11 protein-coding genes are annotated in these 13,762 nt (G+C 71.2%); 5 read left to right on the top strand and 6 right to left on the bottom strand.

The annotated features are described in order from the left end of the window. The first annotated feature begins 45 nt into the window (after positions 1–45). Positions 46–2,445, top strand: a complete 2,400-nt coding sequence (locus ACIHIX_RS33680; protein ID WP_399962889.1) for a cation-translocating P-type ATPase — start codon at positions 46–48, stop codon at positions 2,443–2,445. Positions 2,446–2,459: 14 nt separating this feature from the next. Here the strand turns inward: ACIHIX_RS33680 and ACIHIX_RS33675 are convergent, their stop codons facing one another. From ACIHIX_RS33675 to ACIHIX_RS33655, 5 genes are all read right to left on the bottom strand, one after another. Then, a complete protein-coding gene (locus tag ACIHIX_RS33675; protein WP_399962885.1) occupies positions 2,460–3,296 on the bottom strand; it encodes a hypothetical protein in 837 nt (278 codons plus the stop codon). A gap of 221 nt (positions 3,297–3,517) precedes the next feature. Beyond that, positions 3,518–4,441 carry a hypothetical protein gene (locus ACIHIX_RS33670; RefSeq protein ID WP_399962883.1) on the bottom strand — a complete coding sequence of 308 codons (924 nt, stop codon included), beginning with the start codon at positions 4,439–4,441 and terminating at the stop codon, positions 3,518–3,520. Positions 4,442–4,486: 45 nt separating this feature from the next. Then, the gene (locus ACIHIX_RS33665; protein WP_399962881.1) at positions 4,487–5,266 is read right to left on the bottom strand and encodes a DUF5707 domain-containing protein; all 780 of its coding nucleotides are present in this window, start codon (positions 5,264–5,266) and stop codon (positions 4,487–4,489) included. A gap of 189 nt (positions 5,267–5,455) precedes the next feature. Continuing rightward, a complete protein-coding gene (locus tag ACIHIX_RS33660) occupies positions 5,456–8,614 on the bottom strand; it encodes a sacsin N-terminal ATP-binding-like domain-containing protein (RefSeq protein WP_399962879.1) in 3,159 nt (1,052 codons plus the stop codon). Positions 8,615–8,684: 70 nt separating this feature from the next. Next, positions 8,685–9,260 carry a TetR/AcrR family transcriptional regulator gene (locus ACIHIX_RS33655; protein ID WP_399962878.1) on the bottom strand — a complete coding sequence of 192 codons (576 nt, stop codon included), beginning with the start codon at positions 9,258–9,260 and terminating at the stop codon, positions 8,685–8,687. 116 nt (positions 9,261–9,376) lie between these two features. Here ACIHIX_RS33655 and ACIHIX_RS33650 point away from each other — a divergent pair, with 116 nt between their 5' ends. Then, a complete protein-coding gene (locus tag ACIHIX_RS33650) occupies positions 9,377–10,399 on the top strand; it encodes an aldo/keto reductase (RefSeq protein ID WP_399962876.1) in 1,023 nt (340 codons plus the stop codon). Between the two features lie 43 nt (positions 10,400–10,442). Beyond that, entirely contained in the window at positions 10,443–10,571 is a 129-nt protein-coding gene (locus tag ACIHIX_RS33645; RefSeq protein ID WP_399962874.1) for a hypothetical protein, read from the top strand. On the opposite strand, the gene ACIHIX_RS33640 is transcribed toward ACIHIX_RS33645, so the two are convergent. Next, the gene (locus ACIHIX_RS33640) at positions 10,568–11,494 is read right to left on the bottom strand and encodes a DUF3027 domain-containing protein (RefSeq protein ID WP_399962872.1); all 927 of its coding nucleotides are present in this window, start codon (positions 11,492–11,494) and stop codon (positions 10,568–10,570) included. The genes ACIHIX_RS33645 and ACIHIX_RS33640 overlap by 4 nt on opposite strands. A gap of 304 nt (positions 11,495–11,798) precedes the next feature. On the opposite strand from ACIHIX_RS33640, the gene ACIHIX_RS33635 reads away from it, so the two are divergent. Together ACIHIX_RS33635 and ACIHIX_RS33630 are read left to right on the top strand one after the other, a co-directional pair. Then, the gene (locus tag ACIHIX_RS33635; protein ID WP_399962870.1) at positions 11,799–13,196 is read left to right on the top strand and encodes an MFS transporter; all 1,398 of its coding nucleotides are present in this window, start codon (positions 11,799–11,801) and stop codon (positions 13,194–13,196) included. Positions 13,197–13,258: 62 nt separating this feature from the next. Further along, entirely contained in the window at positions 13,259–13,759 is a 501-nt protein-coding gene (locus ACIHIX_RS33630) for a hypothetical protein (RefSeq protein ID WP_399962868.1), read from the top strand. Positions 13,760–13,762: the final 3 nt, after the last annotated feature.

Below are 13,762 nucleotides of genomic sequence, written 5' to 3'. Positions count from 1 at the left end.
CCACTCGGCGGGTGAAGCCGCAAAACCGCACGTACCGTCGAATGCATGACGCACATCGACGCGGGCGCCGAACTCGACCCCGTGCACCCCGTGCCTGTGCCCGCCCCCGAGGCCGACAGCGGGCTGACCACCGCCGAGGTGGCCGAGCGGGTGGCACGCGGGGCGGTCAACGACGTACCGGTGCGCAGCAGCCGGTCGCTCGCCGAGATCGTCCGCGCGAACGTCTTCACCCGGTTCAACGCGATCATCGGCGTGCTCTGGCTGGTCATGCTGTTCGTCGCGCCCTTCCAGGACAGCCTGTTCGGGTACGTGATCATCGCCAACACCGGCATCGGCATCATCCAGGAGTGGCGGGCGAAGAAGACCCTCGACTCCCTCGCCGTGATCGGCGAGGCGAAGCCGACGGTCCGACGGGGCGGCGAGTCCCTGGAGGTCAGTACGTCGGAGATCGTCCTCGACGACCTGATCGAGATCGGACCCGGCGACAAGGCCGTCGTCGACGGGGTGTGCGTCGAGGCCGACGGCCTGGAGATCGACGAGTCACTGCTCACCGGCGAGGCCGACCCGGTCGTCAAACGGCCCGGGGACCCGGTCATGTCCGGCAGCTTCGTCGTCGCGGGCGGGGGCGCGTTCCGGGCCACCAAGGTGGGGCGCGAGGCGTACGCCGCCCAACTCGCCGAGGAGGCGTCCCGGTTCACCCTCGTCCACTCCGAGCTGCGGACGGGTATCTCCACGATCCTCAAGTACGTGACGTGGATGATGATCCCGGCCGCGATCGGCCTGGTCATCACCCAACTGGTCGTCAAGAGCCACGACCTGAAGGAGTCCATCGCCCGCACGGTCGGCGGCATCGTCCCGATGGTCCCCGAGGGCCTGGTCCTGCTCACCTCCGTCGCCTTCGCGATCGGCGTGATCCGGCTTGGCCGAAAACAGTGCCTCGTCCAGGAACTTCCGGCCATCGAGGGCCTCGCCCGCATCGACACCGTCTGCCTCGACAAGACCGGCACGCTCACCGAGGGCGGCATGGACGTCACCGAGCTGCACGCCCTGGGCGGCAGCGACGAGACGTACGTACGCAAGGTGCTCGGCGCCCTCGGGGAGTCCGACCCGCGCCCGAACGCGTCCCTCCAGGCGATCATCGACGCCTACCCCGACGCCGAGGAATGGCGCTGCACCGAGTCGCTCCCCTTTTCCTCCGCCCGCAAGTACAGCGGCGCCAGCTTCAGCGAGGGCAACGGGGAGTCGAGCACCTGGCTGCTGGGAGCGCCGGACGTGCTGCTGGGCGCCGACGACCCGGCGCTGGCCGAGACCGAGCGGCTCAACGAACAGGGTCTGCGCGTCCTGCTGCTGGCCCGGGCCACGGGCGACCTCGACGATCCGGAGGTCGCCCGCGGAGCCGTTGCCGCCGCCCTCGTCGTACTGGAGCAGCGGCTGCGCCCCGACGCGGCCGACACCCTGCGCTACTTCGCCGAGCAGGACGTCCGCGCCAAGGTCATCTCCGGTGACAACGCGGTGTCGGTGGGGGCGGTGGCCGGAAAGCTGGGCCTGAAGGGGACGACGATCGACGCGCGCCGCCTCCCCTCCGACCCGGACGAGATGGCGAACGCCCTCGACGAGGGCACGGTGTTCGGGCGGGTCACCCCGCAGCAGAAGCGGGACATGGTGGGGGCGTTGCAGTCCCACGGGCACACGGTCGCGATGACGGGCGACGGCGTGAACGACGTCCTGGCGCTGAAGGACGCCGACATCGGCGTCTCGATGGGCTCGGGGTCGGAGGCGACCCGGGCGGTCGCCCAGATCGTGCTCCTGAACAACAGCTTCGCCACGCTGCCGGACGTGGTGGCGGAGGGGCGCCGGGTCATCGGGAACATCACGCGGGTGGCGACGCTGTTCCTGGTGAAGACGGTGTACTCGGTGCTGCTGGCGCTGCTGGTGGTGTGCTGGCAGGTCGAATACCCCTTCCTGCCCCGCCACTTGACCCTGCTCTCCACCCTGACGATCGGCGTCCCGGCGTTCTTCCTGGCCCTGGCCCCCAACACCGAACGGGCTCAACCGCACTTCGTACGGCGGGTGATGCGGTACTCGATCCCGGGCGGGGTGGTCGCGGGGGTGGCGACCTTCGTGACGTATCTGATCGCCCGGCACCACTACACGGGGAAGGACTCCCTGGACGCCGAGACGAGCGTGGCGACCCTCACCCTGTTCCTGATCTCGATGTGGGTGCTGGCCATCATCGCCCGGCCGTACACCTGGTGGCGGGTGGTCCTGGTGGCGTCGATGGGCGCGGGGTTCCTGCTGGTCCTCGCCGTCCCGTGGCTCCAGGACTTCTTCGCGCTGAGGCTCGTCGGGGTGACGATGCCGTGGATAGCGGTGGGCATCTCCGTGGTGGCGGCGGCCGCCCTGGAAGTGACGTGGAAATGGGTCGACCGCCGCGTGCCCGCGTAGAAGAGGGCTACTGCCTACTGGACGTCGATGTAATCGCCGGTGGCGTTCACCGAGGACGTCGTCGCGCTGCCCGCGAAGCTGTAGCGGTAGTAGCCGTCGGCCGACGCGGTGACCGTGGTGCTGAGGGCGCCCGTGGAGCTGGTCTTGATGGTCTTCACGGTCGTGTACGTGGTCGTGCCCGCCTTGCGGTACTGGAGCTTCACGTACTGGGCGGAGTAGCCCGAGTAGGTGCCGGCGTCCCAGTTGGCGCGGGTCAGCTTGCCGGTGACCGTGATGGTCCTGCCCTTCCTGACCGGCTCGGGCGAGGCGTTGACGGTGAGCTTGGCCAGGCGCAGCACCTTGATGGAGGCGAGGTCGCCCTGGTCCTTGTAGCCGACCTTGCTGAGGTCGAGGCTGCCGCTGGAGGGGTCCTGGCCGTTGAAGTCGACGGCCTCGGCGCCGCCCTTCCAGGTACCGGCGTCGGCGTTGGACAGGTCGCCGTCGGCCGGGTGGATGTCGATGGTGCCGGTGCAGGTGGCGGTGGTGGCCGAGGTGACCGTGCAGGTCGCCGCGTCGTCGCCGTAGAGCTGGGGGGTGCTGTCGGCGCCGAAGGTGCCCCGGTAGAGGAACGGGTCGGTGAAGAAGTCCGACGCGGTGGGGTCGACGTCCGAGCCGTGGGTCAGCGTGTAGGTGACCTTCGTACTGACGACGGCGGAGGTGCCGACCTTGACCGACGAGGCGATCTTGAAGTTGGAGAAGCTGACGTCCAGCGTGTACGGGGTGCCGGAGTCGGCGGCCTGGGCGGTCGGAAGGGCGAGGCCGGTGAGGGCGAGGGCGCCGGAGACGACGGCCACGGTGGCTCTGATGCGCATGTGCGTTCCCCAGAGGGAGAGTCGATCTAGGAGTCTGTTGACTCAGGGGATCAGATCCACTGCCGCCGGGGGGAGTTGTAGGAGCCGGTGCGAACTTTGCCGACTTTGTCGTTCCCTGCGCGGTGCTTGATCGTCGTATGGGGTGCGCATGACGGAAACGCGAAGGCCGGCCCCGGATGGCTCCCGGGACCGGCCTGCGTGGAAAGCACTGAAAGTACTGTCTACTTCACGTCGACGAAGTCACCCGCGGCGGAGACCGCCGGGGTGGTCGAGGTGCCCGCGAAGGAGTAGCGGAAGTAACCGTCGGCCGACGCCTTGACGGTGGTGCTCAGGTTGCCCGTCGAGTTCGTCGTGATGGTCTTGACGGTGCTGTAGGTGGTGGAGCCCTTCTTGCGGAACTGAAGCTTCACCGACTGGCCGGTGTACCCGGCGTACTTGTGGGTCTCCCAGTTGGCGCGGGTCAGCTTGCCCGTGACCGTGATGGTCTTGCCCTTGGTGACCGGCTCCGGGGAGGCGTTGACCGTGAGCTTGGAGTAGCGCTGGAGCTTGGTGGTGGTCAGCGCGTCCTGGTCGACGTAGCCGACCTTGCTCCAGTCGATGTCGTCGGACATCGGGTCCTGGTCGTTCCAGTCGATGGCGTAGCCGATCGCCTTCCACGTGGCGGCGTCGGCGTTGACCAGCTCGTCGCCCGGGTAGACGTCGATCGTGCCGGTGCAGCTGTCGGTGGTCGCCGAGGTCTGCGTGCACGTCGGCCAGTCGTCGCCCCACAGGATGTTCTTCGGCTCGTCGTAGGTGCCGCGGTAGATCTCGACGTCGAACACGAAGTCCGAGGCGTTGAGGTCGATGTCCTCGGCGTGCGTGACGGTGTAGGTGACCGGCACGGTGACCTGGTTGGCGATGCCGGCGACGATCGGCTTGCCCTTGTTGACCTTCACGTTGGAGAAGGACAGGTCGAGGGTGTACGGAACGCCGTCGTCGGCGGCGGCGTACGCGGACTTGCCGTCCGCGGCCTGGCGCGCGGACTGCGCGGCCTTGACGAGGTCGTCCTTGCTGTACGACGAGCCGTCCGCCTGCGCGGCCGGGACGGCCAGGGCGGACAGGGCCAGGGCGCCGGAGACGGCGGCCACGGTGGCGCGAATACGCATGTGTTTCCTCAGGTGAGAAAGGAAAGAGAGTGGTGCGAGGGGTGCTTACTGCACGTCGATGTAGTCACCCGTGGCGGAGACCGCCGGGGTGGTCGAGGTGCCCGCGAAGCTGTAGCGGTAGTAGCCGTCGGCCGACGCGGTGACCGTGGTGCTCAGACCGCCCGTGGAGCTGGACTTGATGGTCTTCACGGTCGTGTAGGTGCTGGAGCCCTTCTTACGGAACTGCAGCTTCACCGACTGGGCGGAGTAGCCGGAGTACTTCGCGGCGTCCCAGTTGGCGCGGGTCAGCTTGCCGGTGACCGTGATGGTCTTGCCCTTCTTCACGGGCTCCGGGGAGGCGTTGACCGTCAGCTTGGACAGACGCTGGACCTGGAAGGTCTTGACGTTGTCCTTCTGGACGTAGTCGGCGTCCTTGCCGGAGGCGATGCCCCAGACCTTCCAGGTGCCGGCGACCGAGTTGACGGCGTTGTACTGCGGCTCGAACTCGTAGCTGGCCTTGCAGTTCGCGGTGGTGGAGCTGGTCGCGGTGCAGGTGGCGTAGCCGTCGTTGCTGGTGGCCACGGCGCCGCTGTCGGAGCTGTCGAAGTCCGAGCCGTGCCACAGGATGGCCATGGCGTCCTTGACGCCCGAGGCGTCCGTGACCTTGAAGGTCACGGAGACGGTCTTGGTGGTGGTCGCGCCGACGACGACCGCCTTGCCGCCGTTCACGACGACGTTCGAGATCGTGGTGTCGCCTTCGATGGTGTCGGCCTGGGCGGCCGGCACGGCGAGGGCGGACAGGGCCAGGGCGCCGGTGACGGCAGCCCCGAGGACTCGAATGCGCATGCGTTCCCCACGTGAAGAGGGGCCCCGACGGAGATCGTCCCCCACGGTCGTGTCAGCACGCCTGGGCCCAGAGTGATCGGTGAGTCTGTTGACTCAGCTGATCAGATTCACGGCGCATGGGAATGGTTGTACGGCCGGTAAGAAATTTGTTCGGAAATTTTCCAGACCGGCCGGACAGCGCCTTCCGCGTCAGTCGAACCAGCGATCCCGCGCCAGCTCCTCCGTCCGCGACGGGTCCTCCAGCAGCGCCGCCACCTCGAACCGCCGGGGCCACTGCCCCGCCGCCCAGGCCAGCCCGGCGGCGACCCCTTCCAGGGTCGCGGCGTGCAGGATCCCGTCGCCGGTCAGCCGCCAGTCGATCTCCACGCCGTCCACGACGAGCTCCTCGTGCTCGACGTACGACGCCGGGGTCCGCGCCCCGAGCAGCACCCGCACCGAGTCCGGTACGTCGTGCTCGGTGCCCTCGGAGTCCACCGACCCCGTCACCGACTCGCTCAGCCGCCGCACCTGGAACAGCTCGGCCAGCTCGGCGGCCCGGCTCGGCCGCACCGGCAGCAGCGGCACCCCGTAGGTGAAGGGCAGCAGGTCGGGCGAGTCGACGACCACGGCGTCGGCGGCGTCCACGACCTCCACATGCCCGTCGACCACGGCCCGCAACTCCTCGGGCAGCGTCACCTGTTCCGGGTCGAGTTCGGCCAGGGCCCCGTAGAGGGCGTGCAGTTGGGCCCCGCTGACCTCCCGCTCGGGGTCGGCCAGCCGGTCCAGCAGCTCGGCCGCGCCGCCCGGCTCGTCGAGCAGCGCGGCGACGGACGTGCGTACGCCCAGCGCCCGCAGCACCTGCTCGTCGTCGAACCCGGTCGCGTCGGCCTCGTCGTACAGCCCGCGCAGGAGGGGGTCGCCGCCCGCCGCCAGCAGACCCGCCGGGCGGCGGCCGTCGAGCACCGGGTGGCCGCGCAACCACCATGCGGTGTACGGCCGTACGACTTCATGGGTGCCGTCCGGCAGCAGGATCCGCACCTGCTGGGTGAGCGCGTCCCGCAGCGGCGGACGGGCGAGCAGCGCGAGGGCCTCGGGCCAGCGCTCCTCGTCGACCAGTTCCAGGTCCCGTACGGCGACCAGCTCGGTGGCGACCGGCGGGACCGGTGAGTCGGGGAAGCGGTCGAGGACGTCCTCGCTCCACACGTCCACGGCGTCCAGCAGTCCGGCGTCGTCGGGTTCTGCGAAGTCCCCGTCGCGCGGCTCCAGTTCATCCGGGTCGAGGACGACGTCGGTGGCGCGGACGAGGGCGAAGCCGGCGAGCACACCGCAGGCGGCGAGCGGCTGTTCGCCCCAGCGGTCCGCCAACTCGGCGTCGACAGTGGCGAGTTCGCCCTCCCGGATGACCTGGTGGAAGGGGCTGCCGGGGAAGACCAGTTCACCGGCGGGGGCGGGTTCGCCGTCCTCGTCGGGAAGGGCCAGTGCGCCGAGCCAGGGCTCGTCACCGGGTTCGAGGCCCGCGTCGCGGACCAACGCCAGGACGGTGTCGGCGAGTTCCTCGGAGTCGAGGGTGTCCTGCTCCCAGTCGAGCGGGCCTTCGTCGTCCAGCGAGGCGGCGACGGCGGCCCGTACCTGGGGGGTCGTGAGGACGGCTCGCGGGGAGGCGGGCAGGGCGCCCAGCTTCTCGAGCAGGGGGTGGGCGCCGTCCGGGTGGGCGACCTTCAGCCCGAGCCGGGCGAGGACTTCGGGATCGACGGCGGCACTGTCGGGCGTGGGCAGCAGCACCTGCCGGGGGCCGATGGTCGTCCGCCCGTCGGCGAGCGGCACGGGCAGCCCGGAGAGCCGGTCGGGGTCGACGCCGGCGAGGCTGTCGTAGAGCCGCCGCCACCACTCCGGCTCCTTCTCCAGGCCGGCGAGCCGGTCGATCGCGTCGGTGAGAGGCACCCGCGCGACGCCCAACGTCCGCAGTTCCACGCGGCGTTCGAGGCCGGCGGGGAGCAGGGTCGGCAGCACTTCGGCTAGCACCCGGACGGTGTCCGCGCCCGCGCCCTCGACGACCTCCGCCTCCCTGGGCCGCAGCGCCTCGGGCAGTTCGTCGGTGGGCTCGTGGACGGGCGGCAGGAAGGCGGTGCGCGGCAGCCGCTCCAGCACGGCCTGCCGCAGCGCTCCGTCCAGCTCCCCCTTGCCCAGCGGGCCGGGCACGAGGTCGATGATCCCGACGCCCACCGGCCGCCAGGCGGCGAGCAGTTCGGCGTAGGCGTCCGCCGCCCGCTGCACGAGGAAGTCGGTCAGCGGACCGGGCGCGGCGTGCCGCCGGGTGGGGTCGAGGGGGAAGGAGGCGATGAGGAGCGCGGGCACGCCGAGCGGCTCGTCGCTGGGGGTGGGGGCGTGGACGACGGGGCTGGTGCGGGGCCGGACCGGCGCCCCCTCCGCGTCCACCGGCACGGCCCAGGTGACCGACCAGTGCGGCCGCAGCCGCTCCTCGACGGGCCGGTCGGCGAGCAGCTCGGGGGTGAGCGGCCCGTGCGCGGAGGTGACCCGCCAGGTGGTCGCGCCGGTTTCACCGTCCCGCGCGTCCGCTACGACGACGAAGGCGCCGTCGGTGCGGCGGCGGAGGGTGCGGACATCGGCGCCCGCCTCGATCACGACCTCCTCAAGACCGGGAAGGGCGAGGAGCAGGGCGTCGTCGACGGCGTGCACGAGCCGCTCGGCGAGATCGGCGGCGGCGGTGTCGCGCAGCGGCAGGATGACGGCGGTGTCGTAGCCGTCGGGGGCGGTGCCCTCGGCGGCGAAGGGGAGCCGCAGGAGCGGGACGTGCCCGTCGCGCCGCCTGATCTCGTCGCCCAGGCCCGGGCTGCGCAGGGCGGTCTCGGAGGCGCGGTCGCGCGCCTCGGCGAGGGACCAGCGCACGCCTCCGTGGCGGCCGACGACCGCGGGCTCGTCGGTGACGGCGAGGACGGCGGCGAAACCGACGCCGAAACGCCCGACGGAGGACGCACCGGCGGAGGACGCCCCCTCGGAGGGCGCGTCGGCGGGGGTGTCGCGCTTGGCGGAGGCGCGGAGGGTGGAGAGCGACTCGACACCGGCGGCGTCCAGCGGGGCACCGGTGTTGGCGGCGACGAGGACACCGTCGCGCAGGGTCAGGCGCAGCCGTCCCGGCACCCCCGCTCTGGCGGCGGCGTCGGCGGCGTTCTGGGCGAGCTCGACGACGAGCCGGTCCCGGTATCCGCCGAGGACGAGGTCCTCCTCGGCGTTCGCGTCCTCCCGGAACCGGGCGGGACTGGTCGCCCAGGCGTCGAGCACGCCCCGCCTGAGACGGGCGGTCCCGAACGGGTCGGCTCCCTCGGCTGCGGGCCGCACGAACTTGCTCACGATGGCTCTCCTCGTCTGCGTGCGACGAAGGTACCGCGAGTTGGTCTTGGGCCCTCGACGGGATCTCCCGTCAGCCTCGCGGCCGGCGCAGGCCCGCGACGAGGAGCCCGACCATGCGGCGCGCGTCGTAGCGGGGGTCGGTGTCCGCGCCGATGCAGAGGTTGCCGACGCCGCGCATCAGCTCGTACGCCGTCACCTCGGAGCCGATCTCCTCGGCCGCGGCGTCGAGCAGTTCGGCGCAGACGGGCACGAGCCGGTCGAGGAAGTGGGTGTGCAGCGCCTCGAAGTCGGCGTTGCCGGGCTGGAGCACGGCGGCGAGGCCGTGCTTGGTGACGAGGAAGTCGACGAAGAGGTCGATCCACCGGACCAGGGCGGCGTACGGCGTGGGCCCTTCGGTCAGCAGGGTGGGCCCGGCCTCCGCACAGGCCTCGATCTGATGCCGGTAGACGGCGATGACGAGGTCGGCGCGGGTCGGGAAGTGCCGGTAGATGGTGCCGAGCCCGACCCCGGCCTCGGTCGCGATGTCCCGCACGGGCGCGTCGACGCCCTTGGCGACGAAGACCGTGGCGGCGGCGTCGAGGAGCGTCTCCTGGTTGCGCCGGGCGTCTTTCCGCCGGGGCGGGGCGGGGGCGTCGGGGTCGTTCACGGACCAACGGTACGACATGGGGAGGCGGACGCTTGCAGAAACGGAACATGGTTCCGTATCGTTTCGTCATGCCAGATCCGGAACATGGTTCCGTTTCTCCGTCGGAAGGAACGCTCATGCAGTACCGCACCTTGGGCCGCACCGGTGTGCAGGTCAGCACCCTGGCGCTCGGCGCCATGAACTTCGGCGCGATCGGACGCACCACCCAGGAAGAGGCCGCCGCCCTCGTCGACACGGCACTGGAGGCGGGCGTGAACCTGATCGACACCGCCGACTGGTACGGCGGCGGGGAGTCGGAGGAGATGGTCGGCAAGGCGATAGCGGGCCGCCGGGAGGACGTCGTACTGGCCACGAAGGCGGCCATGCCGATGGCGGAGGACAGGCCCAACCACCGCGGCACCTCCCGCCGCTGGCTGACGCAGGCCCTCGACGACAGTCTGCGCCGCCTGGGCGTGGACCACGTCGACCTCTACCAGATCCACCGCTGGGACCCGGAGACCAGCGACGAGGAGACCCTGTCGGCCCTGACCGACCTCCAACGGGCCGGAAAGATCCGCTACTTCGGGTCGTCGACGTTCCCGGCGTACCGGATGGTGCAGGCGCAGTGGACGTCCCGCTCGGCGCATCTCGCCCGCTACGTCACCGAGCAGCCCAGCTATTCAGTCCTCCAGCGGGGTGTGGAGGCCGACGTCCTGCCGGTGGCTGAGGAGTACGGGCTGGGGGTGCTGGTGTGGAGCCCGCTGGCGTCGGGGTGGCTCACGGGCGCGGTCCGCGAGGGCCGGGAAGTCACCACGAACCGCTCGGCGTTCATGCCGGACCGCTTCGACCTGAGCCTGCCGTACAACCAGGCGCGGCTGGCCGCGGTGGAACGGCTGGCCGAGGTGGCGGACGACGCGGGCCTCACCCTGATCCAACTGGCGCTGCGCTTCGTGACCGCGCACCGGGCGGTGACGAGCGCGCTGATCGGCCCGCGTACGCCGGAACACCTGGCGTCCCAGCTTGAGGCGGCGGACACGGTGTTGCCGGCCGACGTCCTGGACGCGATCGACGCGATCGTGGCCCCCGGCACGGACCTGGCGGCCCACGAGAAGTTCAACACCCCGCCGGCCCTGCTGGACGCGTCACTGCGGCGCCGCTGAGCCGGTGGGAGGATGCCGCCCTACCTCGGAGGGCCCGGCGCCGATGCGCGACCACCCCCTGATGGGCATCCCCGTCTACGTCTTCGACCCCCGCACCGCCACCGGCCATCGGCGACTGGACCATCTCGACGGAGGGCCTGCCCCGCTACGAAAGCTGAGCCGGCGCCCCTAGGAGTGCCCCAGCTCCGCCGTCGCCTCGTCCGAGACATCGGGGACCGAACCCGAGTCCGCCGCCGGGCGGAGGGGGAAGGCGTCGACCTTCGTCTCGTCGATCACCGGGGGCGCCGGGCGGGGCGGCTTCGGCATGATCGCCGCCTCCGAGTGGCCGCCGCAGCCGTAGGAGAGGGAGACCACCCTGCCGTCCGCGGGGGCGAACTCGTTGGCGCAGACGCCGAAGGCCTGGCCGAGGGAGCCGCCGATGGGGGTGAGGAAGCCGCAGCTGACGCAAGTGGCGGGGGCCGCCTGGGCCATGGGGGTCTTGGAGCCGAACGACTCCTCCCAGCGGTCCGCGGCGCTGTGCAGGCCGTAGCGGGACAGGACCCGGGCGCGGCGCATGCCCAGTTCCTCGGCGAGCGCGGCGATCGTGCCCCGGGTGGGGGCCACCGGGAGGTGGGAGGGGGTGCCCGCGGTCACCTCCGCGTCCTCCGCCTCCACCAGCTCCGCCATCTCCTCCGAGACCGCCGAGCTCGGGATCGGCTCGTCCTCGCCGGAGTAGCCGGGCTCCAGGCGGAGGTCCTCGGCGTCGGTGGGCAGGAGGTCGCCGGGGCCCATGTCGCCGGGGCGCAGGCGCTCGCTCCAGGGGACCCATTCCGGGGCCAGGAGGGCGTCGGGCCCGGGCAGCAGGACGACCTCGTCGAGGGTCACGTTCTTGGCGCGCGACGCCCTCGCCACCGTCACCGCCCAGCGCCAGCCGCGGTAACCCATTTCCTTGCACTCGAAGAAGTGCGTGACGACCCGGTCTCCCTCGGAGACCGCACCCGTGTGCTCGCCGACTACGCCGGGCGCCGCCGCCTCCTCGGCTGCGGCGCGGGCGAGGTCGACGGCCTCGGCGCACAGGCGGTCGGGGGTGCGGCTTCGCGTGGTCGCTGCGCTCACAGGTATCGCTTCTCTCCTACGCCGTCTCTCTGGTGCGCCTGCCTGAACGCGCGGTGGGGCGGACGGAGCGGACCGGAGGGCCGCGTCGACGTCCGCGCCCGCTCGCACTCGGGCGCACCTGTCCATCCATTCTGCGGGATGGCTGAGATACGCACGCTACCTGCTCGCGTGCGTACGGCCTACACCGACGGGACGTTTACCCCCACCCATCCGACTCGGCACGGCACGAAAGCACCTCACGAAAGCACGGACATACGCGCGGTAACCGCACTACGAACGCCTCACTCGGGGCACTATGAACGTCGTGGCAACCGCTAAGACGCCCCATGGGGCCACCGGGATCAAGGGCAACGGCCGGACGCGAGGTTCTCTGCGCTCCGTCGGGCGTGCCCTGCACTTCCCGGTGACCGGCCCCGCGCGCGGCATCCGCAAGGCCACACACGCCCACGGGGCGGGGGAATCCGGCCTCGGCAAGCTGATCGAGCTGCACGGTGTGAACGGCGCGGGCGATGTGATGATCACGATCGCGCTCGCCTCGACCGTGTTCTTCTCCGTCCCCACCGACGAGGCACGCGGGCGTGTCGCCCTGTACCTCGCCATCACGATGGCCCCCTTCACCGTCCTGGCCCCGGTGATCGGCCCGCTCCTCGACCGGCTGCCCCATGGGCGCCGCGCCGCCATGGCCGGGGCCATGCTGGCCCGCGCCCTGCTGGCCCTGGTGCTGTCCGGGGCGGTGGTCACGGGCAGCATCGAGCTGTATCCGGCGGCGCTGGGGGTGCTGGTCTCCTCCAAGGCGTACGGGGTCGTCAGAAGCGCCGTGGTGCCCCGGCTGCTGCCGCCCAAGTTCTCCCTCGTCAAGGCCAACTCCCGGGTCACGCTCGGCGGGCTCCTCGCCACCGGTGTCGCCGCGCCCGTCGGGGCCGGGCTCCAGGCGCTCGGGCCGCGCTGGCCCCTCTACGGCGCCTTCGTGATCTTCATCGCGGGGACGTTCCTGTCCTTCACGCTGCCCCCCAAGGTCGACTCCGCCAAGGGCGAGGACGTGGCGCTGCTCGCGGCGGACGAGGAGCATCTGCACGGACCCCACCGGAAGTCGGCCAAGCGGCCGGGGCTGCGGACCGTCGGTATCGCCGTCACCCACGCCCTCGCCGCCAACGCGTCCCTGCGCTGGCTGTCCGGGTTCCTCACGTTCTTCCTCGCCTTCCTGCTGCGCGAGCACCCCCTGACCGGGGAGAGCGCGGCCGTCTCGCTCGGGATCGTGGCCGTGTCGGCCGGGGTGGGCAACGCGCTCGGCACGGCGGTCGGCGCCGGGCTGCGCTCCCGCGCGCCGGAGATCATCATCGTGACCGTCCTGGTGGTGGTGCTGGGCACGGCGATCACGGCCGCGGTCTTCTTCGGCGCGTTCCTCGTCGCCGTCCTCACCGCGATCGCCGGTTTCTCGCTGGCCCTCGCCAAGCTGTCCCTGGACGCGCTGATCCAGCGGGACGTGCCCGAACAGGTGCGCACCTCGGCGTTCGCCCGCTCGGAGACGATGCTCCAGATGGCCTGGGTGTTCGGCGGCGCGGTCGGCATCGTGATGCCCCTCAACGGCACCCTGGGCCTCGCGGTGGCCGCCGCGGTGATCGCCGTGGGCTGGCTGGCGACGGTGAAGGGGCTGCTGAGCTCGGCCCGCCACGGGGGCCGTCCGGGCGCGCGCGTGGCGTAACGAACAGGGCACGCCGTACCCCGCATAAAGAGACTGCCGCACCTGCCCGATAGCCTTCGGCCATGACCACGATGCAAGCCGCTGTGCGACGCCGCCGCGCCGTCGCCGTCCTCGGCGCCGTTTCCGCCGGACTGCTCGTCCTGTCGGCCTGTGACAAGCCGACGCCCCGCGCGACCGTGACGGTCGGCAAGAACTCCATCAGCGCCGAGGCCACCTGCTACGAGGACGGTGACAACCTCGGCCAGGAGAAGGCCACCAAGTGCGCCCTGAAGAAAGCGTCCGACTCGATCGAGGTCGCCCAGAGCGAGACCCTCCGCATCGGCGTCGACCCGAAGATCGCGGACACCGGCTGGGCGCTGTGGATCAACGGCCAGCAGGTCACGACGGTCTACAAGAAGACGTACTACTCCTTCCAGGGCGTCGACCTCTTCGCCGACCAGCAGGGCCAGGCCGCCCCGAAGACGCTGTACATCAGCATCGTCGAGCAGGACAAGACGAAGAGCGGCGCCAGCGAGAAGTACAAGGGCGTCTGGAACTTCAAGCTCGTCAACGCCGACGCCTGAGCC

The sequence above is a fragment of the Streptomyces sp. NPDC051913 genome (assembly GCF_044593635.1).
GTDB lineage: Bacteria > Actinomycetota > Actinomycetes > Streptomycetales > Streptomycetaceae > Streptomyces.
This window is presented reverse-complemented; position numbering and strand designations above follow the sequence as displayed.

Coding starts and splice junctions, on each gene's coding strand:
- ACIHIX_RS33630 (WP_399962868.1), top strand. CDS start 13,259: ATGACCACGATGCAAGCCGCTGTGCGACGCCGCCGCGCCGTCGCCGTC.
- ACIHIX_RS33675 (WP_399962885.1), bottom strand. CDS start 3,296: ATGCGCATCAGAGCCACCGTGGCCGTCGTCTCCGGCGCCCTCGCCCTC.
- ACIHIX_RS33670 (WP_399962883.1), bottom strand. CDS start 4,441: ATGCGTATTCGCGCCACCGTGGCCGCCGTCTCCGGCGCCCTGGCCCTG.
- ACIHIX_RS33650 (WP_399962876.1), top strand. CDS start 9,377: ATGCAGTACCGCACCTTGGGCCGCACCGGTGTGCAGGTCAGCACCCTG.
- ACIHIX_RS33680 (WP_399962889.1), top strand. CDS start 46: ATGACGCACATCGACGCGGGCGCCGAACTCGACCCCGTGCACCCCGTG.
- ACIHIX_RS33645 (WP_399962874.1), top strand. CDS start 10,443: ATGCGCGACCACCCCCTGATGGGCATCCCCGTCTACGTCTTCGACCCC.
- ACIHIX_RS33665 (WP_399962881.1), bottom strand. CDS start 5,266: ATGCGCATTCGAGTCCTCGGGGCTGCCGTCACCGGCGCCCTGGCCCTG.